The 21,531-nt window shown below is 69.0% G+C and carries 15 protein-coding genes; 4 read left to right on the top strand and 11 right to left on the bottom strand.

Features of this window, described 5'->3' with window-relative positions:
• Window positions 1–100: 100 nt before the first annotated feature.
• Window positions 101–1,297 carry a M57 family metalloprotease gene (locus ACVTJA_RS44180; protein ID WP_465829779.1) on the bottom strand — a complete coding sequence of 399 codons (1,197 nt, stop codon included), beginning with the start codon at window positions 1,295–1,297 and terminating at the stop codon, window positions 101–103.
• Window positions 1,298–1,419: 122 nt separating this feature from the next.
• Window positions 1,420–2,448, bottom strand: a complete 1,029-nt coding sequence (locus ACVTJA_RS44175; RefSeq protein WP_465829777.1) for a UDP-glucuronic acid decarboxylase family protein — start codon at window positions 2,446–2,448, stop codon at window positions 1,420–1,422.
• Window positions 2,449–2,660: 212 nt separating this feature from the next.
• Here ACVTJA_RS44175 and ACVTJA_RS44170 point away from each other — a divergent pair, with 212 nt between their 5' ends.
• Complete coding sequence (locus ACVTJA_RS44170) at window positions 2,661–3,677, top strand: Gfo/Idh/MocA family protein (RefSeq protein ID WP_465829775.1); 1,017 nt, start codon at window positions 2,661–2,663, stop codon at window positions 3,675–3,677.
• Here the strand turns inward: ACVTJA_RS44170 and ACVTJA_RS44165 are convergent.
• Window positions 3,665–4,180, bottom strand: a complete 516-nt coding sequence (locus tag ACVTJA_RS44165; RefSeq protein WP_465829773.1) for a GNAT family N-acetyltransferase — start codon at window positions 4,178–4,180, stop codon at window positions 3,665–3,667. The genes ACVTJA_RS44170 and ACVTJA_RS44165 overlap by 13 nt on opposite strands.
• A gap of 220 nt (window positions 4,181–4,400) precedes the next feature.
• Between ACVTJA_RS44165 and ACVTJA_RS44160 the strand changes: the two genes are divergently transcribed.
• Window positions 4,401–4,541, top strand: a complete 141-nt coding sequence (locus ACVTJA_RS44160) for a hypothetical protein (protein ID WP_465829772.1) — start codon at window positions 4,401–4,403, stop codon at window positions 4,539–4,541.
• 30 nt (window positions 4,542–4,571) lie between these two features.
• Here ACVTJA_RS44160 and ACVTJA_RS44155 read toward each other — a convergent pair whose 3' ends face one another.
• The 5 genes from ACVTJA_RS44155 to ACVTJA_RS44135 form a co-directional block, all read right to left on the bottom strand.
• Complete coding sequence (locus ACVTJA_RS44155) at window positions 4,572–8,486, bottom strand: M36 family metallopeptidase (protein WP_465829771.1); 3,915 nt, start codon at window positions 8,484–8,486, stop codon at window positions 4,572–4,574.
• A gap of 191 nt (window positions 8,487–8,677) precedes the next feature.
• The gene (locus ACVTJA_RS44150) at window positions 8,678–12,370 is read right to left on the bottom strand and encodes a choice-of-anchor A family protein (RefSeq protein WP_465829769.1); all 3,693 of its coding nucleotides are present in this window, start codon (window positions 12,368–12,370) and stop codon (window positions 8,678–8,680) included.
• Between the two features lie 169 nt (window positions 12,371–12,539).
• On the bottom strand, window positions 12,540–14,402 hold the full coding sequence (locus ACVTJA_RS44145; protein ID WP_465829767.1) for a Hint domain-containing protein: 1,863 nt from the start codon (window positions 14,400–14,402) through the stop codon (window positions 12,540–12,542).
• A 21-nt stretch (window positions 14,403–14,423) separates the two neighbouring features.
• Window positions 14,424–15,812 (bottom strand): S8 family serine peptidase, encoded by a 1,389-nt coding sequence (locus ACVTJA_RS44140; protein ID WP_465829765.1) that lies wholly within the window; start codon window positions 15,810–15,812, stop codon window positions 14,424–14,426.
• Window positions 15,813–16,155: 343 nt separating this feature from the next.
• Window positions 16,156–17,061, bottom strand: a complete 906-nt coding sequence (locus tag ACVTJA_RS44135) for a sigma-70 family RNA polymerase sigma factor (RefSeq protein WP_465829763.1) — start codon at window positions 17,059–17,061, stop codon at window positions 16,156–16,158.
• Window positions 17,062–17,247: 186 nt separating this feature from the next.
• Here ACVTJA_RS44135 and ACVTJA_RS44130 point away from each other — a divergent pair, with 186 nt between their 5' ends.
• Window positions 17,248–18,294, top strand: coding sequence for a serine/threonine-protein kinase (locus tag ACVTJA_RS44130; RefSeq protein WP_465829762.1), 1,047 nt, complete (start codon window positions 17,248–17,250; stop codon window positions 18,292–18,294).
• Between the two features lie 45 nt (window positions 18,295–18,339).
• Here the strand turns inward: ACVTJA_RS44130 and dsrP are convergent, their stop codons facing one another.
• The 3 genes from dsrP to ACVTJA_RS44115 are packed head-to-tail and all read right to left on the bottom strand — an operon-like array spanning window position 18,340 to window position 21,115.
• Window positions 18,340–19,590, bottom strand: a complete 1,251-nt coding sequence (gene dsrP / locus ACVTJA_RS44125) for a sulfate reduction electron transfer complex DsrMKJOP subunit DsrP (RefSeq protein WP_465829760.1) — start codon at window positions 19,588–19,590, stop codon at window positions 18,340–18,342.
• Between the two features lie 3 nt (window positions 19,591–19,593).
• Entirely contained in the window at window positions 19,594–20,496 is a 903-nt protein-coding gene (locus tag ACVTJA_RS44120; protein ID WP_465829759.1) for a 4Fe-4S dicluster domain-containing protein, read from the bottom strand.
• Window positions 20,489–21,115 (bottom strand): hypothetical protein, encoded by a 627-nt coding sequence (locus ACVTJA_RS44115; protein WP_465829758.1) that lies wholly within the window; start codon window positions 21,113–21,115, stop codon window positions 20,489–20,491. Before ACVTJA_RS44115 ends, ACVTJA_RS44120 begins: the two co-directional genes overlap by 8 nt.
• 167 nt (window positions 21,116–21,282) lie before the next feature.
• On the opposite strand from ACVTJA_RS44115, the gene ACVTJA_RS44110 reads away from it, so the two are divergent.
• Window positions 21,283–21,528: a hypothetical protein gene (locus ACVTJA_RS44110; protein ID WP_465829756.1), complete on the top strand. Its 246-nt coding sequence runs from the start codon at window positions 21,283–21,285 to the stop codon at window positions 21,526–21,528.
• The last annotated feature ends 3 nt before the right edge of the window (window positions 21,529–21,531 follow it).

Genomic DNA, 21,531 nt, shown 5'->3' with positions numbered 1-21,531 from the left:
CATGGGGCGGGAGCCGCGCCCGTCCGCGGTCCCGCGTCATGCCTGCGCCGTCACGGAACGTACGACGCGGCCCCCAGTGTGGGCAAAGAGCCCCGTGTCCCTAGCGGCCGCCCGTATTCGTCGCCCAGACCGGGGCGCCAGCGGCGGTGTAGATGACGACGTTGCCGTCATTCTGTACCAGGAGGAACGCACCGCTCCTGCCGCCGGTGTTTGACGCCCAGATGGCGCGCGGCAGGCCCGTGTAGATGACGAGGTTGCCATCGCCCTGCATGTACACGCCGTACGATGGCTGACCCGCCGTGCCCGAAGCCCAGATGGCCGTGCCGCCCTGGTACAGCACGAGGTGGCCGTCCGTCTGCTGCAAGAAGAGGAAGCGGCCGTCGCACGAGTAGATGCCCTGGCCGATGCCCAGGCCCTGGCCGGCGTTGATGCGGCCACAGCCACCCGGGAGGGCCGGCGCGCCGATGGTCCGGCTGCCGTAGAGGAACGTCGCGCCCTCCAGGTCGCTGTTGGACAGGAACGAGAGGTTGGTGTTCGTCCCGCCGCACTGCGGATAGTGCATGATGGACGACCGGTCATACGGCGTCACGCCGCGCCAGTTGTTGTCCTCGAAGCACGTGCCGGACTCGGGACGGGTGTGCTCGTGCCGGAAGCCCAGCGTGTGCCCCAGCTCGTGCATCAGGATTCCCTCCAGCGACCACGAGGAGGAGAACGCCGTCACGTCGATGTAGATGTTGCGGCTGGCGCGCGGGTAGCTCGGGAAGAAGGCGCGAGCCAGGTACTGGCCGCCCACGTTGACGAGATTCACGTCGAACGTCACGGCGGTGTTGGCGTTGGTGCAGTTGGCGTCCTGGCTGGAGTCGTAGATGAAGTCCACCACCGCGTACCGCTCCCAGTTCGCGGTCGCCGTCGCCATCGCATTCACCACGCGCGCCTTGTTCGCGCCGAAGCCGTTGCTCACGCAGTAGCGCAGGTTCAGCTTCTGCGACGCATTCCAGACGTCATCCGCGCTGCCCACGCGGTTGACGGCCAGCCCCTGCCGCACCGTGGTCAGCTTCGCGTGCGCTTCCCTCAATTCCTCCAGGGAACGCGCCGGCGTGTCGCCGTTGTAGATGTAGAGCCCGCCCTCCCAGGGCTCCTGGTAGACCTTCGACAGGAACTCGTCGAAGCCCATCGTCCCGGTGGCGGTGCTGCCTGGCTCCTCCGCGGGTTGGGATGGAGCGTCGGACTCGGGACCACAGGCCGAGAGGTTGAATGCCAACAGGCCCACGAGGGCCGTCGCGGAGAGGCGATTCATTCACTGTCCTCCATGTGTTCGGCGCGAGCCGGAGCGACGCGGCAACGCGCGGGTTTCGCCGATATCGGCGAAACCTGATAGTCATGGATTTCAGTGAATAAAGGAAGTCGGTTGCGGTGATGTTACCGGAGGTGTTCCTGCTCTCCCTGGTGCGTCGTGGGATGACGCGGGGCGTCCGGATGTGACGCGGGGGCGCGCGGCGTCAGCACCTTGCGGAACCAGGCGAAGGTCTCCACCAGCCCCTCCTCCAGCGACACGCGGGGCTCCCAGCCCAGCAGCATCCTCGCGCGGGTGATGTCCGGGCGGCGCTGCTTCGGGTCATCCTTGGGCAGCGGCTTGAATTCGATGCGGCCTCCGCCGCCGTGCACGTTCCGCACGGCCTCGGCGAACTGGAGAATCGTCATCTCGCGCGGGTTGCCCAGGTTGATGGGCTCGGTGACGTCCGAGAGGGCCAGCCGCACCAGTCCGTCGATGAGGTCCCTCGCGTAGCAGAACGAGCGCGTCTGCGTGCCGTCGCCGAAGACGGTGAAGTCCTCGCCGCGCAGCGCCTGGCTCACGAAGGTGGGCACCACGCGGCCGTCCTCCAGCCGCATCTTCGGGCCGTAGGTGTTGAAGATGCGCGCAATCCGCGTGCGCAGCCCGTGCATGCGCGCGTACGCCATGACGAGCGCCTCGCCGTAGCGCTTGGCCTCGTCGTACACGGAGCGCGGGCCCACGGGATTCACGTTGCCCCAGTAGTCCTCCCGCTGCGGGTGCACGAGCGGGTCTCCGTAGATTTCGGAGGTGGATGCCTGGAGGAAGACGGCCTTCTTCTCGCGCGCCAGCCGCAGGCCGTTCTCCGTGCCGACGGAGCCCACGCGCAGCGTCTCAATCGGGAGCTGCGCGTAGTCGATGGGCGACGCGGGTGATGCGAGGTTGAAGACGCAGTCCACCGGGCCGTCCACGCGCAGGGGCTCGGTGACGTCGTGAATCACGACGCGCAGGTTCCCCAGCGGGGCCACGTCCACGAGGTTGCGCTCGTTGCCGGTGATGAGGTTGTCGAGGCTGAGGACCTCGCCGGCCCCGTCGCGCAGGAGACGTTCACAGAGATGGGAGCCGAGGAACCCCGAGCCCCCGAGGACGACGACGCGCTTGCCCTTGAAGTCATTCATGCGCGCCAAGGTTCCGCGTGGGCACCTGAGCGGCTACCTGTTCCGTGGGGCAGTGTGCCGGGCTGGGAACCTCCCTGCACTCACGTGCAGCGCCACATCCGCTGGTCCGCACTCCGCGCGTTCAGCACCACACGGCGGGCCCCCCTCTGCCCCGGGGTGCGTTGTTCGCGTCCGTCCGAAGGCGTACCCGCATCCGCACGGAGGACACACCGATGCTGAGCGGAATCGCGGCGAAGCCGCAGACGCAGCGCCCTCGCCTGGGCTTCCTCGGGGTGAGCTGGATTGGACGGCACCGCATGGAGGCCATTGCCCGGAGCGGGGCCGCGGAGGTGGCCGTGGTGGTGGACCCGTCCGCGCAGGCCCTGGAGGCGGCGGAGCAGGCGGCCCCGGGCTGCTGGCGGGCGGGCTCCTTCGAGGAGCTGCTGGCGCAGCCGCTGGACGGCATCGTCATCGCCACGCCGAGTGCGGTGCACGCCGAGCAGTCGGTGGCGGCGCTGGAGCGGGGCCTGGCCGTCTTCTGCCAGAAGCCGCTGGGCCGCGACGCGCGCGAGGTGCGGCGCGTGGTGGAGGCGGCGAAGGCGAATGACCGGCTGTTGGGCGTGGACCTGTCCTACCGCTTCACGCACGGCATGCGGCTGCTGCGCGAGCGCATCCGCGCGGGAGCGCTGGGCCACGTCTTCGCGCTCAACCTCGTCTTCCACAACGCCTACGGTCCGGACAAGCAGTGGTTCTATGAGCCGAAGCAGTCGGGCGGCGGGTGCGTCATGGACCTGGGCATCCACCTCGTGGACCTGGCGCTGTGGGTGCTGGACTTCCCGGCCGTGAAGAAGGTGGGCAGCCACCTGTACGCGGGCGGCCGGCCGCTCGCCTCCCGCGAGACGCAGGTGGAGGACTACGCGGTGGCACAGCTCGAGCTGGCGAGCGGTGCTTCCGTGCAGCTCGCCTGCTCATGGAAGGTGAGCGCCGGGTGCGACGCCGTCATCGAGGCGTCCTTCCACGGCACGAAGGGCGGCGCATCCTTCCGCAACGTGAATGGCTCCTTCTACGACTTCACGGCGGACGTCTTCCACGGCACCGCGAGACAGCGACTGGCGGATCCTCCGGATGCCTGGGGCGGACGGGCGGCCGTGGACTGGGCCACGCGGCTGGCGGCGGGTCAGCGTTACGACCCGGAGTGCGAGAGGCTGGTGGTGGTGGCGGACGCGCTGGACCGCATCTACCGGCCCTGAGCGGCAGTGGGCGGGCGCCGCCGGCTGTCGAAGACCTGGGCCGGCGAGCCGTCCACCTGCGTGTCCTCGAAGGCGCCGCTGGTGTACTCGGAGATGACGTTCCGCCAGAAGGCGGTGGCGGAGCGATTCTCCGGGAGCTGCGACACCTCCCACACGCCGCGGTAGCGGTCGAAGATGGCACGGGCGGCGAGCCGGCCGAGCCCTCGCCGCCGCTCTCCCCGGAGGATGAAGAACTCGCTCATCCGGAAGTCGCGCCCCGCCGTCATGTACGGGAAGGGCGCCTCCCCGACGAAGGCGAAGCCCACCGTGCGGCCCTCCTCGCGCAGCAGCAGCGGGTGCACCTCGGGCGAGCGGCTCAGCCACGTGGGCAGGAAGTCCGGCTGCCAGAGCCCCTGCTCGTCCAGCCGGTAGTCCACGCCGAACTCGCTCAGGTCATGCAGGTAGAGCGGATAGAGGTTGCGCAGCAACGGGTGCTCGGCCGGTCCTATGCGGAGTATGTCCAAGGAGCACCTCCCTGGGGGCGCAGCATGACCGGACGGCCTCTTCCCGGCCAGGACACTCTGCTGTGAGTGTCGGGGAAGGGTACACCTGGGAATGGGCGCTGCACGGGCTTGAGGCAGACCTCGACATCGGCCTCTCCCCGCCCTCGCGGCCGTTTGGGCCGCGGAGCCTGAGCAACGTGTACCGCACCACCTACGGCGACGAGGGGGCTCGCCGCTCATCGTGGAGGAGGGCTCGCACGAGGCGCTGCTGGCGCACGATGGCTACTGCGCCTCGCTCGTGCGCCGGCAGACACGCGGGCTGCTGCCGGATACCCACTTCATCGCCGAGCCCTCGCCGCGCAAGGTGTCCGGCGCGGCGTGAGCGGGGCGGGCGGGTTCCCGCTCCCTCCGCTCAGGCGCCTCGACGGAGCGACGTGCCTTTCCGTGCGCACGGAGGGCGCCGCCGGGCCGTGGCCAGCACCGTCAGCGTCCCGAGCAGCCAGAAGGGCCAGGAGAGGGACGCGTCGGGGCCCGCCGCGCTGGTGGCGCAGCCGCTGCCTTCTCCCTTGATGGCCTTCGGCGGCGGCGGGCCCGGTGGCGGGCCGGGCGGCGGGTCCGGTGGGTCGACGACGGCAGGTGGCTTCGTCTCGACAGTCACCGTGTCGGTGGAGGTGAAGGCTCCGTCGCTGACGGTCAGCCTGAAGCGCAGCGTCCTGTGGTCGGCGGCCTCGATGGTGGGCACGAGGAAGCGCGGCTTCATCGGGTCGCTCAGTTTCAGCTCCACCCGCGGACCCTCGAGCTGCTCCCACGAGTACTGCAGCGGCTGCTGATTCGGGTCCGTGCTCCCGGAGCCATCGAGCGTCACCTCCGCGCCGAAGGTCGCGCTCTGGTCGGCACCGGCCTCGGCCGTCGGCCGGCAGGTCCCCGTGTCCGCGGCGATGCCCTCGAAGGGGCCCTCCGTGACACCGGTCAGCGAGATGTTGTCGACCTCCCAGCCGTAGGCCTGGACGAACCATCCCGAGCCCAGGCGGAAGCGCAGCCTCACCGTCTTCCCGCCCAGCTTCGTCCCGAAGTCCACCGCGGTGTTCACATTCATCGCGGGCCAGGCGGTGTTCCTCGCGACATACGCCGGCCGGCCGCGCAGGTTGTTGATGAGGTCCGGGTCCAGCGTCCCGCCGTATCCCGGATTGGCGTGGACGCTCACGTCCTTCCACGTCGTTCCGTCGTCCTCGCTGACCTCGATGACACCTCCGTTCCAGTAGTTCGTCCGGCTGCCCTCCGTGGCGAACGCGAAGTGATGCCGGTGGTCGAAGGTCAGCTTGAACGGGGTGCCGGCCGCCACCTTCAATGGAGGCGACACCAGCACGGTGTCCGCGAAGTCGAAGGCATCCTGCGCGAACCAGTAGTGGTTGACCGCGCTCAGGCTGCTGGCCGGGTCGAGCATCCGCCGCCAGTGTTGGTCGGCGCCGCCCTCCAGGACCTTGGTCTGCCAGGAGGTGGTGTTGCTCTCCACGGAGTCGGTCATCGAGGGGGCCACGTCGTAGTCGAGCTTCAGGACGTGCTTCTGCACGACGCTCGTCTTGCACGAGTTGGGCGCGGTGAGCGTGAAGGTGAGCTCCACGTCCTTCGCGCCCTCGAGGGACGCCGTCAGCTCGATGGGGACCTCCAGCAGGATGGACTCGAAGGGAGGCACCGCGGGGATGGAGAGCTCGTCCTTGGGCAGCGACACCTCGGGCCTGCTGCCGCGCACCACCAGGGTGGTGCCGGAGGCAGAGTCGACATGGCCCAGGTTGGTGACCTTCAGCCGCACGCGGCCGGCCTCATCGGCGTCCAGGATGCCGTCGGCCCGGGCGTCGCAGGAGCGCACGCCGTCGTCGACCGTCACGAGCTCGAGCCGCAGGTCCGGCCGCAGCTCGTCGTCCTCCCGCACGTCGACGAGCTCCTGGGCCATTCGCTGGGGTGCCACCGCGCAGGTGCCGAGCCCGCGATGGGCGAAGGCATCGGCGAGCAGTTTCATGTCGCGAGCGTCCCGCGCCTTCGCGGCCATGAGCAGCGCATCCCGCTGCTCCGTGAAGGTCGGGTCCCTGGGGGCCAGCGCCATGCCCGCGACGACGTAGTCCGCCATGCGCCGCTTCGCCACGGCGAACGACCCGAAGCGCGAGCCGGGCTTCTTCGCCTCGTCGAGCATGGCGAGATAGCCGTCGAAGAGCATGGAGGCCCAGACCTCTCCCGCGTTGTGGATTTCTGAGTTGAGCTCCCCGTTGTCTCGCACCGGGTGCGTGTCGGGCAGGAGCGCGTTCTCGGAGAAGTGGCGGTACCGGAGCGCGTTCTTCGCCGGGTTGCGCGAGTAGGGCACCCGGCGCAGGCCGTAGTAGGGGCTCTGGCCGAAGATGTGCGACGCGTAGCCCCCGACGGCGTACGTCCCGTTGTAATCGAACAGGTCTTTCTCGCGGACCATCATGTGGAGCGCGAGGAAGTCACCCCAGCCTTCGCCCTGCGCCTTGCACTGGAGCTCGGCGCAGTCGACGAGGCGCAGGTGGAGCAGGTGCCCCCACTCGTGGGTGATGATGGTGTTGTCGAGGCTGCCATCCCGCTCTGGAGCGGACAGGCTCCTCATGGTGCCGCTGACGGGGCCATCGGTGAGCTGCTTCTTGAGTGCCTGCCCGGCCTCGTAGGTGATGGAGAGGGTGGGAAGGTCCGTCGTCAGCGCCGGGTCCACGTCGAACATGTCGGGTGGTGGCGCTCCCGCGACGTGGTTGCTGATGATGAGCCCGGCCGCGCCCGCGGCCTCCGCGTTCACCGCCTTCAGTTCGTAGGTGCAGTTTCCCCGGTCCGCCAGGACGATGGCCCCCGTGACGTCGTTCGTCAGGGCCTGACAGGCATCGGTGGTAGACGATGCGCCGTTGCGGGCCAGGACGAGGCGAAGGGAGTCGAGGTTGTACCGCTGCCGGCCGAACTCCGCCCTGCCGGTGGGGTACTCCACGTTGGCGACGCGGAAGGTGCGCTGAATCTCCATCTCCCAGAGGTACATCTCCATCCTCGGCGCCAGTCCGTCGCGCGGGACGTAGATGACGGCGTTGTTGCGCACCAGGGGGCTGGGCCCCCGGTCCTGCGCCTCGGCGAGCAGCGCGTCACCTTCACCACCGCCCAGGCCATGGTTGTCGGTCTGGGCGTTGCCCGCGACTTCGTTGAAGCCAGACACGTAGAAGTAATCGTGGAGCCAGTTGGTCGTATAGAAGAGCTGGGCAATCGCGGCGTGCGTCTGGCTCTCGGGCTCCAGCGGCGTGAGCGCGTGGTCGTAGTCGAAGTAGAAGTTGTGGGAACCCGCTGTCAGGGAGACCCGCTTGTCGCCATTGCCGAAGCCATCCGGGGCGATGTGGTCCGCATAGGCATCGACGTTGTTGCCCCTGGTGCTGGTCGCGTTCGAGGCCAGCCACGAGTCCACTCCGCCGTCGGGCTTCGTCAGCCCATCCACGGTGATACGCGCCGGCGGAACGAAGAAGGTCGGCACGTCGTCGTCCGGCTCTCCCGTGGGGTGGGGGGAGTAGTCCTTCTCGGGGCCGTCTTGAGGCGTCCCGTCAGCGTCCGCCCACACCTGGTACGAGTACGCGTCGCGCGCCAGCCGGTCGCTGCGCTGGAGCGTCCCGCCGTCCCTCGCATCCAGCACGTACTCGTAGCCGCGGGCGGACTCCTGCCCCGGGCGTTCCGCGAGGAGCGCCACGGCATACGCGGGGACCAGCCGGTGGCCCTGGGGGAAGTACACCGGCACGACATGGGCGGGCGTCACCAGGGAGATTCCCGGCCCCTGCTTGTCGGCGCTGGTGGGGACGAGGTCGAAGCGCTGGCCGTCCGCACCGGCGGCGCCCACCTCGCGGACGGCGACGCCGCTCGCCAGTGAAGGCCCGAACATGTCTCCCAAGGCACCCACCACGGCCTGCTCGGGCGAGAGCTGGAAGGCGCCGCGGAAGCCCTTGTCCCCGGCCTCCGCCAGCGCCGCGTCCACCCCGTCGTGGAGGTTGCCCGTCAGGGCCACCAGCCCGAGGTCGCGCGTCATCAGCACCTTCAACTCGTCGTGCATCACCTCGATGCCGCCGACGCGCTGCCGGAAGAACACGATGATGCCGCCCTCGCCCGTGTCGTGGACACGGTGCACGTAGGCCGCCCGCAGGGCCGCGGGCGACAGGCGGTACAGCGCCGCATGCTGTTCCAGATACTCGCGGGCCGCGACCTCGGGCGTGGGCCGCGCCAGCCGGCTGCGTGTCTGTCTTTGTGTGGCCCACACCGTCGTCGGCACGTTGCGCGCCACATCCACGGACACGACGGCCACGTGCTGCGTGTTTTCCACGAGGCCCCCGGCCCGGGTGTCCTGGGCCGGGGGAGCTTCGGTGGGGAGCTCCACCGTGCATCCCGCGCAAATTGCCAGTGTCACCATCACGGTAGACAGCCGGCTCCTCGGATTTCTGAGCACGTGCGCCCCCACTGTCGCGAGCGGGCCTCAGTTTTCAGAGGCCCCGCCATTCACTTGCAGATGTCTGTATCCCGCAGCCGGTTGATGTGCCCGACGGCGTTCCCCTTCAGTGAGCGCGCGTACATCCCCCCGACCCAGCTCCCGTCATTGAAGGTGACGTTTGCATTTGGAGCAAGAACGGTACCATAGAAGCCATAGTTGAAGGCCGTGAGGGTGGTGGCGTCCGGGAAGTTGAAGAGGACGCCGCGCTCGTCGATGCCTCCGCTGAAGACGTGGCCGAAGTTGGTGAAGAGCGGGGAGCTGCCGCGGACGTTGATGACGGCCAGGCTGTCCGCGGGGGCGTCGATGGAGAGCAGGACGGCTCCCGCGAAGGCGCTGGCATTCACGTTGAAGACATTCACCTTGGGGTGGGTGCCCTTCAGCATGACGCCGCCCCACGACTCGACTGTCGTGGTGCCGTTGGCGGCCTGGGCGGCCAGGTCGGACGAGAGGTTGAGCAGCGAGCTGGCGCGGGTGGCGAAGTTGATGGGGCTCGCGCGTGCCACGTTGCCGCGAGGGTAGGTGACGTTGGCGCCGGTGGTAAGGGTTCCCCCGTAGCGCGTATCTCCATACACGGCACCGTTGGTGAGCGAGAGGTTCCCACCCGCCACCAGCACGTTCGAGGTGTCGGCCGCGTCGAGCATCGCGCCCACCGCGAAGTTCAGGAGGGAGATGTTGCGGCCCGCCGCCAACTTGCCCCGGACCTCGTTGCCCTGCGTGTAGTCCTCGAGGACGAAGAGGTTGTACTCCCCGAGGCGGACCTGGATGCACTGCGCGGTGGTCTCCGTGCCGACCGTGACGGTGATGCCGGTGAAGACATTCCCGTTGCGCACGGTGATGGTGGCGATGCCCGGGGCATTCGCCGTCAGGGCGCCATCCGTGGTGATGCTGGCGACGCTCGCGTTCGACGACGAGTACACGGTGCCGAGCGCGGGCGCGGAGATGTCGCGCGTGACGCCGTCGCTGTACCTGCCGTTCACCACCAGCCGCCGCTTCGAGCCCGGGCCGCGAAGGGTGGCGTCGCCGTTGAGCACCTCGATGGAGCTCAGCACCGCCGACGACACCACCGGCAGGACGACGCTCGGCGAGCCCAGGAGCTGACCCTGGGCGTCGATACCGTAGGCGACGAGCTGCACGGAGCCGATGGCCTGCGATGGAATCCGGAACGACGTCGAGAACGGCCCCGCCTCGAGGACGGTCGAGCTGCCACCACCCGCGATGATGACGGTCTGCGGCACGAAGCCCCCGGTTCCGGCGACGGACACCGTCACCGTGCCGCCCGGAGTCACCTGTGTGCCGGGCGCGGGCGACAGGATGCTGAGGCTGCCCGCGAGCGTGGCGATGCCGGAGCCGCCCGTGCCCTCCGCGCGTGGGTGCTCCAGGCCCGTGTTCTCCCCGCTGGCAGGCTCCCAGCCCGCGTTGCCCCCTGGCGACAGGGTGAAGCCCCCGCAGCCGTTCTGTCGGGGCAGCGTGGCGGGACTGGGGACGCTCTGCGCGAAGGACGTCCCGTCGACGGGGCTGTTGAGGAGCGCGACGAGCCGGTCGCGATGGGCCACGTCATTCGTGACCTTGAAGTGCTCGCTGTTGATGTTCGTCGTCGCCACCGCGAAGGAGCTGAGGGCGCTGCCCGTCAGGCCTCCGCGCTGGTCGGCATCGGCCACGAAGATGTCGTGCGGGTCCCCGCAGAACAGCCTGCTGTTCGGGCCGAGGATGAGCTTCTGCCGATCCGACGTGGGGGCCCCATACGTCAGCGGGTGGTACGTCTCCATGTTGCTGTACAGGACGCGAATCTTGTCCGGGAGCATCGCGGAGGCGGGCGTGCGCAGGATGGTCTCCGCGCCATTGCCGGTGATGGCGTGCGTGGGCACCTGGGTCTGCTTGATGGCGTTGAGGGTGGCGCTGGTGGTCTTCAGCTCGTCGATGGCCGCCACGCTTGCGCCTCCGTCCACCTCGAGGAGGATGTTGTGGGTCGTCTTGAGCATGTTGAAGAGCGTGCCCCACGTGGCCGGATGGTTGGTCTTGAGGAAGTCGCGCATCGCCACGACTCCGTCCGCCGTGCGCGTGCCGACATGGGGCGTGTTCACGGTGATGAGCCGGTTGATGCCGCCCGCATCGAAGTTGGTGGCGTTGCGGTAGTTGGCCCAGTCCACGTACTTGCGGGCCAGGAGGCCGCCCATGCCATGGGCAATGACATCCACCTGGGTGACGGCAATCTCCCTCCGGCGCATCTCCTGCAAAGCCTCGTTGACGGCATCCGGGACGGCGAGCCGGTTGGCATCGGACTCGATGCTGGCGGAGCTCGTCGCGGAGTAGTCCGCGCACGTCACCTCGAAGAGGCTGCTCACGGCGATGCCGGAGGCGCCCTTCCAGGCGTCACAGCTGGACCAGATGTCGTGCACGAGCACCAGCGGCGGCCGGATGATGGTGAGCCCGAGCTCGGTGGTGAAACCCGCTCCGGAGGTGGGGAGGAAGTTGCCGGAGAGGGTGAGCGGGCGGCTCGACACCGCCGAGTAGCCCCCGATGTCGAAGTCCGGGGGGCTGGTGTAGAGCGCGAACGCGTAGTACGCGCCACTGACGAGCACCGCATTCACCGTGACGGAGCTGGCGCGGGTGCTGGTGCCCACGGCGCCGAGCCCGCCGCTCGTGGGGCTGGTGCCGCCCACCAGGGAGAACACCATCTGCCCGGGGCCGGGGAGCTTGGCCCGGACGAGCGCCTGCGTGACGCCGTCCGCCGCCACGCCCTGGACGGGCGGAACGCCGGCGGTCGTAATGAGCTGCGCGGGGTCCGTCACCACGGTGGAGAGGAAGGGGTGGATGAGGGTGGGGTTCGGGTTGACCACCTCCATGCTCGAGAAGCCGATGTTGTCGATGACCACCGTGGAGTCGAGGACGCCGTCGCCCAGGTCGCGAACCTCGAACTCCAGGGTGACGGTTCCCCCGCTGAGGACCTCGATGTTGACGCTGCGCAGGTCGGTGATGCCCGCGTCCGGGAACAGGAGGACCTCGGGCGGGTAGGTGGCCGGGAAGAAGTCGACGCCCCACGGGTCATCCGCGAACAGCGTGTCGTAGCCCGTTCCGGCCGCGCGCGTGGAGGACACGTCGTAGAAGGTGGAGCTGTTCACCGAGGCCTGGGCTGCGACCCGCGTGCCGAAGCCGTCGATGACGCGCGCGGTGAAGGTGTCGTTGTATGAGGTGCCGATGAACTCGGGGGACTCGGCGCTCAGGAAGCGGAAGTCGAAGGACAGGCGGTTGCTGCCGCGGGGCACGTTGAGCGTGACGCGGAAGACGACGGAGTCGCCCTCCTCGCCCGCGGGCGGATAGTCCGTGCCCGGCTCGGGCAGGGTGGCGGCGTTGATGTTGCCCGTGCTCATGATGAACAGCGAGGTGCCCTTGCGCGGCTTGGTGTCGCCGTACTCGGGGGCCACCATGGCCGCCTGCGGGTTGGCGGCGGTGAGGCTGGTGCTCGTCACCCAGCCAGCGGGAAGGTCCAGGGCCGTGGCCACCTCCGCGGCGGTGGCGAGCGCGGCCGTGGCCGAGGCGGGCTTCGCGAGCTGGAGGGTGGCGATGCGCCGGCGCTCCGCCAGCGCCTCCTCGCTGAGGCCCCGGGGCGGTGCCACTGCTCCGGAGGGCTGGGGGGCATCTCCCCCACACGCCAGCGCGAGTGCGACGATGAACGGGAGCAGGAAGTCTTTGCGCAGCTGCATCAGGTTCACTCCGTTGCGTGGGAAGCGTGAATCGGATGGCCCGCGGGCCTTCAGGGGCGGGGACGGAACGGCCACCCCGCGGTTGCCCGAAGGGTGGCCGGTTGCTGCTGGGGGCGCGCCCCGGCGTCAGGACCGGGGCACGTCGAGGTGACTCACGTGGGGCGCCGGCCTACTTGCGCTGGAGCGACAGCTGGTAGTCGCGGTGCCAGCGGCTCGGCAGCCGGGCCAGCATGTCGCCGGTCTTCGGCTTCATGGCGATGGACTCGTACCTGCTCTGAATCTGGCCGTCGCCCACCAGGAAGCCATTGGCGTACACCGCCGTCTGGTCCTCGCCGAGCGTGACCTTCTCCGTCTTCGAGCCCACCTTGACGTTGTAGACCTTGCCGCTGAAGGCCTCGCGCGTCACCTCGGTGAGCTTGCTGGGGCCCGTCTTCGTCATCACCAGGTCACCCTGCTGCAGCTCCCGGGCCTGGACCATGCCACGCGCGACGACCTGGATGGGGTGCATCTCCGTCATCAGCAGCGTGCGGCCGGACTCGCTGCGGATGCGCACCATCGGCGTCGTCTCGATGCCCACGGCCGTGTCCATGACGGTGAGGGACGGGCTGTAGGGGTTGGTGACGTGGTCGCCCTTCTTCACGGTCTCGATGGCGACCGGCTTGCCCTCCGCCGTCTCGATTTCCGTCCCCGCCGCGAGGCAGCTGTTGGTGACGGTAATCTTCTTGAAGACGAAGTCCGGACGGATGGCCGCCGGGTCATTGCTGAGGGTGATGGAGGAGCGGTACTTCGTGCCCGCGGAGACGAGGGGCAGCGAGATGAACGCGGTCAGCTTCACCGAGTCCTGCACCTGGCGGCAGCCGTCGTCGAAGAACGCGGCGTTGGTGCCGGTGAGGTCCCAGGAGAAGGTCTTCTTGTCCGTGGTCAGCGAGGTGCGGTTCCAGAACTGGGCCATCTTCGCCGTCAGGGTGGTGCCGTCGGTGACATCGCAGCCACCGCCCACGTTGGTGAGGATGAGCTTGAGGTGGCCGGCGTCGGGGCGCGCCACGCCCCCGTTCAGGTCCATCTTGAGCTGGTTGATGGCCCCGTCGTCGAAGACGTGGCTGCTGGCGATGGAGATGGAGCCCTTCAGCGGCAGCTTGACGGAGTTCAGATTGCCCGTCAGGTCATAGTCGCAGTCCTGGGTCCACGTGCGGTTCAGGCACACCGAGATGAGGTTGTCGTTGAACGCGATGTCGAGCGGCGCGTTGACGGTGAGCCCCGTCAGGCGGGGCGCCTCGTTGACGACGGGGCCGCTGTCGAAGCCGACCTCGGTGTAGACGTACGAGTCCTGGACGCCCCCGGCCGTGGACTCCTCGACCTTATAGGAGGCGACCCGGTAGCGCTTGAGGGTGGTCAGCCCCAGGTTGCCCGTCGCGTTGATGGTGACGTTCTGGCCAGCGTCGAACTCCTCGCGCCAGGTCAGGTCACCCAGTGCGAAGCCGCTCGTGTCCGTGTAGGAGCTGTCCACGTAGGTGTAGATGGCGCCATCGGGGAAGGTGGAGTTCGCGGTCCCGAGGCCGTCATTGGCCACCGGCGTCGTCTCGCCGATGCTGGCCTCCTCGATGAGGTGCATCTCCCGGCGCTCGGCCGAGCCTTCCGTCAGTCCGGAGGCCTCCGGGGGCAGCAGGCCCGGCTTGTACCCCTTCGCCAGGTGGTCCTGGCGCCGCTGCTCCAGGGCCTTGAACAGGTAGGGCGAGTTCTCCGGCGTCTTGCCCGCGAGCTTGAGCCGCGACATGGCGAACCGGTACTGCGACTCGTCCGCGAAGTTCAGGCGGACGCGGACGTCCGGCTTCGCGATGCCATGCAGGTACTTCTGGTCGGAGAGGTACGTGGCCCACTCGGCCTTGGACAGATGGCCGGGCTCACCGATGCCCTGCTGGTTGCGGCCGTGGAACTCGGGCATCGACTCCTGGGGATTCGACGTGCAGCCGGACAGCAGGCCCAGGCCGGCCATGACACTGCCCATCATCAGATAACGACGCATTCGCAACATGGTTTCGTCCTCCTCTGTGAATCACTCGCAGACGTCGGCGTAGTCGGGGCAGCAGTCGCCGTACTGAGCGCACGTCTCGTCGCAGAAGCAGCCGTACCCGGGGCCGCCGCACAGGCCCTTGCAGCTCGCGGTTCCGTTGTTGCAGTAGTAGTTGCCCTGGTTCAGGTCATTGAAGAGGAAGGAGTTGGGGGAGCCGCGCACGTCGGAGACGCAGTTGAGGCTCGCGGAGCCCTCGACGTTGGCCTCGACCTGCGTGGGCCGGGCATTGAGGTGGTCGCTCAGGTACAGGGCCGCGGCGCCCGCGACGTGGGGGCTGGCCATGGACGTGCCGTCGATGGTGTTGGTCGCCGTGGTGGTGCCCGTCCAGGCGCCGAGGATGCTCACGCCGGGGGCGAAGATGTCCACGCAGGTGCCCCAGTTGGAGAACCACGCGCGCCGGTCGGTGTCGTCCGCGGCGGCCACGGTGATGGCCGCGGGCGCGCTCGCCGGAGAGCGGGTGCAGGCGTCGGTGTTCTCGTTGCCCGCGGCGACGACGACAGTCACCCCCGCGTTCACCGCGTTGGTGACGGCGGCATCCACCGTCGGGGTGTGGCCACCGCTGAGGCTCATGTTGGCGACGCACGGCCCGTTCTGGGCGGCACAGTCGGCCCGGACGAAGTCCACGCCGGCGATGACGCCGGCCCAGCTCCCCGAGCCCGTGCAGCCGAGCACGCGGACGGGGTGGACGCGCGCCCTCTTGGCCATGCCATAGAGGGTGCCCGCGGTCGTGCTGGCCACGTGGGTGCCGTGGCCGTTGCAGTCCTCGACGCCGCGGCCGTCGTTGATGGCGGTGAACCCGTTGCCGACGCGGCCGGTGAACTCGTTGTGCCGGGTGTTGAGGCCGGTGTCGACGATGTAGACGTGGACGCCGAGGCCCGTGCGGCCCTGGTCGTTGTAGTTGCCGTCACGTCCCAGCCGCTGGTCCGTGCGGTCGATGCCATCCGCGGGGCTGGGGAAGGAGGTGTTGATGCTGACGACGGAGTCCTCCTCGACGTAGGCGACGGCGGGGTTGTTGCGGAGGTTGTCGAGCTGCGTCGCGTCCAGCGTCGCCGCGAAGCCCGGGATGATGGAGTACTGGTACTGCACGGAGTTGGCGCCGCCGGCCTGGACGACCTCGGCCGCCGCGTCGCTGATTTCCGACGTGGCGACCTCTCCGTCGAACACCACGAGGTACTGCCCGGGAATGGCGAGGCCCGCCGGCGCCTTGTTCAGCGGCGCGACGCGGCTGACCAGCTTGTCCGGCGGCGTGCCCGTGTCCGCCGGGCTCTGCACTTCGCAGCCGCCCAGGCCGAGCGCGAGCATGCCCAGCAGCGGTAGGACGCGGGGATGGGCTACCGGAGTGCGCCCGTCACGTGTCTGCTTCGTCGGCATATCGTCTCCTTGTGTTGCAGGTGAGAGGTGCCCGTGGCTGGCGCGAGCACCCCGTGGGTGGACGTGAGGCATTGCGGCGGCCGGGCTCCGGCGCCGTGTTTGGAAATGAGAGGGGGCTGTGCGACGGCGCGCGCTGGGGGAGGCCCGCGCCGTAAGGGATTCCCGCATGGCGCGGTGCGCACGCGGAGGTGTCACGCAACGGCGACGCCGAGGCCTCTGTATCGATGAGGACTCGCACGCTAAGGACGCACGACCGGAAAAACCTATGCAGAGAATTTAATCATTCACTCAGAGTGAATACTTTCTCTGTGGCTGTGATTGGCTTCGGCGGCGTCGAGCCGCATCAGACCTCGTTGAGGATGCGGCTGATGTTGAGGTCGAGCTGGCTTTCGACGGCGCGCAGGACGCTCGTGAACTCGCGGGAGGAGAGGTCCAGGCGTTCCTTGAGGAGGCGCCGCGTCTCGTCGTGGACTTCCAATTGCGCGCTCTGCAGCCACCTGGAGGCGGTGGACTGGTTGACGTTGAAGAGGGTGCCAATCTTCCGGGTGGACAGGCGGTCCACGAAGTGGAGGCGGAGCAGGTAGCGGTGCTTGCTGGGCAGGGCCGCGAAGGCGTCCTCCATGGCCTGGCGGAACTCGCCCTGGTAGCGCCGCTGGAGGGCCTCCGTCTCGGGATTCCCGTCGGTGGCGGGCAGCATGCTCAGGATGGCGTCACTCACCGAGTCCTCGTCGCGCGTCGAGCGGAGCAGGCTCAGGGCGGTGCGCAGCGACACGACGCGCACCCAGTTGGAGAGGGGGCCCCGGCCCGAGTACTCCGCGATTTTCGGCGCGGCCGCGGTGCGCACCAGCAGCCGCTCGCGCACCTGCTGGCGGATGTCGTCGATCACCGCCGGGGCGAGCTTCATGTGCGCCAGCATGAGGGGGACGCCAGCGATGTGGTGCCGCTCGAAGGCGTCGAGCGCCGTGGGAATGCCCTCGGCGCAGGCGCAGGCGAGGTAGAGGTCTCCGGGGACGAGCTGGGCGAGGAGGGACTCGAAGCCGGTGCCCGGCGCGCAGTCCGGGGCATGGGCGGCGAGATGGCGGACGAACACGTCGGGAGCGAGGGGGATGTCCGGCCATTGGCCGTGGCCCTCCTCCCAGGCGCGCAGCAGCAGGCGCTCGAGTCCTTCGAGGCCAGCGGCCCCTTCGACGCGCCAGCCCGCGCGTGCGACGAATGTCGATGCGAGTGCCAGGCCCCCCTCCTTCCTCACTGTGTCTGTTCTATATCATAATAAGCAGGTTTTACAGTTTAGGCATAAAAAGGTAAGGACTGCGGCGGTGGCGGGATGGCGTTGTATCCGGCGCTCCGACGCGTGGGTGTCCTGTGAGAGTCTTCACTTGAAGTGTATTCAGGGGGAGAGACATTGCCATCCAGGTGCTTGCGCGATGAGGACGTGGTGGCCCTGTTGGAGGGCCGGTTGGCGATGCCGGCGAATGCCGTCGTCCATCACCATGCCGAGGAGTGCTCCGCGTGCCGTGCGCTCCTGGTGGCACTCGTGCGCAGTGAGGCGGCCCAGGCGGAGGTCGCGTCCGCGGCCCTGTCGGTGAGGCACCCGTCGGGCCCGGAGCTGGCGGCGCGTCCGTGGGCCACCTGGAGTCCTCCGAGAGAGGTGGACGAGTTCCGCCTGGTGAGGTTGCTGGGGCGGGGAGGAATGGGAGCCGTCTACCTTGCCCAGGACACCTCGATGGACCGCTGGGTGGCCTTGAAGCTCTGTGTCGCGCTCCAGCCCGACGCGGGAACGCTCGCGAGCTTCGCCATCGAGGCGTGCGCCATCGCCCGCGTCCAGCATCCGAACGTGGTGACCATGTACCGGGCGGGCGAGGTCGATGGACGGCCCTACCTCGTGTACGAGTACGTCGACGGAAAGAGTCTCGCGGAGCTGCGGGTGCCGCTCCCCTGGCGGAGCGTGCTCGACATCTCCCTGGGGCTCTCGCGGGGGCTGAGTGCCGCGCATCAGCGCGGTGTGCTCCACCGCGACCTCAAGCCGGGCAACGCCATCCTGGAGCCCGACGGCACCGTGAAGCTGCTCGACTTCGGTCTGGCCACGTTCGTGGGCGCGGAGCGCTCGGGCCTCGTGGCGGTGCCGGGAGTCGTCGGCACGCCGCGCTACATGGCGCCCGAGATTCGCCTGGGCGCGCCGGCGACGCCGCAGAGCGACCTCTATGCGCTCGGCCTCGTGCTGTTCGAGCTCTGCACCGGCAGGGTGCCTTCCACGCGGCAGGGGGCGCTGATTTCCGAGCTCGTTCCGGGAATCGACCCCGGCTTCGCGATGGCGATTGGACGCTGTCTGGCGGAAGACCCCACGGAGCGCTTCGCCCTCGCGGAGGCCTTGTGCGCGATGCTCGAGCGCATCTCCCGGTCGTCCCCCCTGCGCGTCCAGGTGCCACTCCCATCGGCAGGCGCGGGCGCCAGGGAGGCCTGGCGGGCCCGCATCAGCTTGTGACTTCCGCGGGCCTGGAGCCGGACGACCTCGTCGTGAGCGACCTGCTCACGCATCCGCCGGCGGCTCCGGCGCGGCGTGCGACGCGAGCTGCCCGCTCAGCACCGGGAGCGCCACCTTCACCGCCACCGTCAGCAGCATCAACCCGAAGGCCCAGATGCCCGCCGTAATCTTCCACTCGGTGAGGGTGGGCACGTACTCCACCAGCTCATGCAGGGTGCTGGGGACGAAGCCCGGGATGATGAGCCCCATCCCCTTCTCAATCCACACGCCCACGAAGGCCAGCACGCAGGCCGTGTTCAGCACCGAGACGTGACGCCGGCTCGCCGGCAGGTGCAGCAGCACCGCCGAGGCCAGGTTGAACGCCACCGCCGTCCATATCCACGGCACCAGCGCATGGTGCCCGTGCAGCCCGAAGAAGAGGTACTTCACCGGCCCGGCATGCGCGCCGCCCGTGTAGAAGGCGGTGAACACCTCCGAGCCCAGCATGAAGAGGTTGAGCAGCACCGTCACCCGCATCACCGACGTGAGCGTGCGCTGCGGCCCCTCGCCGATGGGCAGCCCCGTGAACCTCCGGATGACCTGCAGCAGCAGGATGACGAAGGCCGGCCCGGTGATGAACGCGGAGGCGATGAACCGGGGCGCCAGCAGCGCCGAGTTCCAGAAGGGCCGCCCGCCCAGCCCGCTGTAGAGGAACGCCGTCACGCTGTGGATGGAGACGGCCCAGAAGATGGAGAGGAAGACGAAGGGCAGGTACCAGCGCTTGCGCGGCTTCCTCCCCAGGAAGCGCATGTAGAGCAGGTACCCGCAGATGTGCAGGTTCAGCAGCAGGTAGCCGTTGAGCACCACCACGTCCCACGTGAGCATCGACACCGGCCAGTTGAACCGGCCCACGCCGGGGATGAGGTGCCACGCCCGCTCCGGGTGGCCCATGTCCACGACGATGAACAGCAGGCTCAGCGCAATCGCCGCCACCGCGAGCAGCTCGCCCACCAGCGTGACGTCGTGCATCTCATGGTCGTGGTACAGGTACGCGGGGATGACCATCATCACCGCGCCCGCGGCCAGTCCCACCCCGAAGGTGAAGTTGGCCACGTAGAGGCCCCAGGACACGTGGTCGCTCATCCCCGTGAGCACCATGCCCTGCGCCAACTGACGGGCCCAGGCGTTGGCCCCCACCAGGCAGATGGCGGTCAGCACCGTCATCCACGTGTAGAAGCGCCAGCTCCCGTCGGTGCTCATCCACAGCAGCCGGCCGAGGAAGCGGGGATAGTCGAGGACGTGACGAGGGGCGGCCATGGCTCACTTGTCGAAGAAGTAGAAGAAGCGCGGGCGGGTCCCCAGCTCTTCCTTGAGAACGAAGACGCGCTTGTTCTCGAGCACCCAGCGGATGGGGCTCTGCGGGTCCAGCAGGTTGCCGAAGACGCGTGCCCCGGTGGGGCATGCCTCCAGGCAGGCCGGCAGCCTTCCGGCGCGCGTGCGGTGCAGGCAGAAGGTGCACTTCTCCACCACGCCCTGCGGGCGGATGCGGTTGGAGAGGTAGCCCTGGTCCGGGTTGATTTCGTCCGCCGGAATCTCGGGCTTCGTCCAGTTGAAGCGTCGCGCGTGGTACGGGCAGGCCGCCTCGCAGTAGCGGCAGCCGATGCACCAGTTGTAGTCCACCACCACCACGCCGTCCCGCTCCTTCCAGGTGGCCTGGACGGGACACACCTTCACGCACGGCGCGTTGTCACACTGCTGGCACTGCACCGGCAGGTAGTACTTCCCCGGCGCCGGCACCGCGTGTGTGTAGTCCGCGTTGCCGCGCTCCATGTCCAGGCTGCCCTGCTCCATCTCCAGCACGCGGATGTACGAGTTGCCCGTGCGCCGGTCGTGGTTGTTCTCCTGGTGGCAGGCTTCCACGCATTTGCGGCAGCCGATGCAGATGCTGAGGTTGAGCGCGTAGCCGAAGGAGACGCCCTCCTGCGGCGGCAGGTCCTGGATGTCGACGTCGCGGCCGTACTCCCGCTTCGCGTCCATCTTCAGCCGCCAGAGCACGGCCTTCATGTCCGAGGGCGTGAGCTCCTTGTAGTGGCGCTGGAGGAACGCGTCGAGCGACAGGTCCTCCGTCCACTCCGTCAGCGGAGCCAGGGCGTGGGCGAAGGCGGCGGCGCCCAGCGTGGCGCCGGCACCCTTCAGCGCGGTGCGGCGGGTGACGTCATTCATGGGCGTGGCTCTCGGCGGGAGGAGGGTGCAGGGGGCGGGGCGGCATGACAGGGAGGGCCCCCGCGTACTTCGGGGCGTGCGGGTCATGGCAGGACACGCAGTTGTTCCGCGTGCGCCCGCCGCGCGACGAGTCCCAGTAGCCCGTCATGCCGCCGTGCGCGCCGGCCCGGTAGTCGCGCGCCTGGGGGCCGTGGCACTGCGAGCACAGCGTCACGACCTCTGTCATCGGCAGGGGCGCTCCCGTCGCCAGGTGCAGCGACTGCGGGGCGTCCGCCTGGTGGCAGGACGTGCAGGCGTTGTCGCCATGGCGGACCTGGAGCCCGCGGTGGAACGCCTGGAGCTCCCCGGCCGACTGCGGCATCCGCGCGGGCTCCTTCAGGGAGTGGCACGTGGCGCATGGCGCCCTGAGCGGGCGGCCGAGCGCATCCACCGCGCCGGATTCGATGGAGGTGAGCTTCTCCGGCACCAGCACCGTCTCCACCGGCGCTACGTCACCCGGGGGCGGCTGGAGGGGCCGGGGCACGTCGCGCTCACACCCGCAGAGCGTGAGGGCCACGAGCACGGACAGCAGGGAGGATGGAGAGGTCGCGGCCACGGCCTCCTTCAAAGCAGCGTCCATGCCACGCCGTTTCCGAGCAGGCCCCGTGGGCCGCTCGTCCCCGGGACGCAGCCTTTGCTCAAAAGTGTGCTCAGGCATGCAGCATTTGCGCGTGCGCCGGGCCGAGGCTCCGCGAGGGGCCCTGGTCCACCTCTTGCTCAAGGCAGGTGTGGACCCGGAGCGACCCAATGACCTTCAGCAGCCTGGTGCTCACCCTTGAAGACTCCGCCGAGCAGCGTGCTCAGTTGCTCGCTCGGCTCGAGCAGGACGCGCGCATCACGGTGGGGACACCTTTTGAAGAGCGCTGGCTCCCCGTGGTGACGGAGACGGAGACGGTGGAGGAGGGCGAGTCGCTCGCGTACCTCCTTCGCGACCTGCCCGGAGTGCGGTTCCTGGACGTGGTGCAGGTGGACTTCTTCGGCGGGGAGGCCTGAGCC

Source organism: Pyxidicoccus sp. M6 (assembly GCF_055568925.1).
The sequence above is the reverse complement of the archived record's forward strand: the minus strand, read 5'-3'. Positions and strand labels throughout refer to the sequence as shown.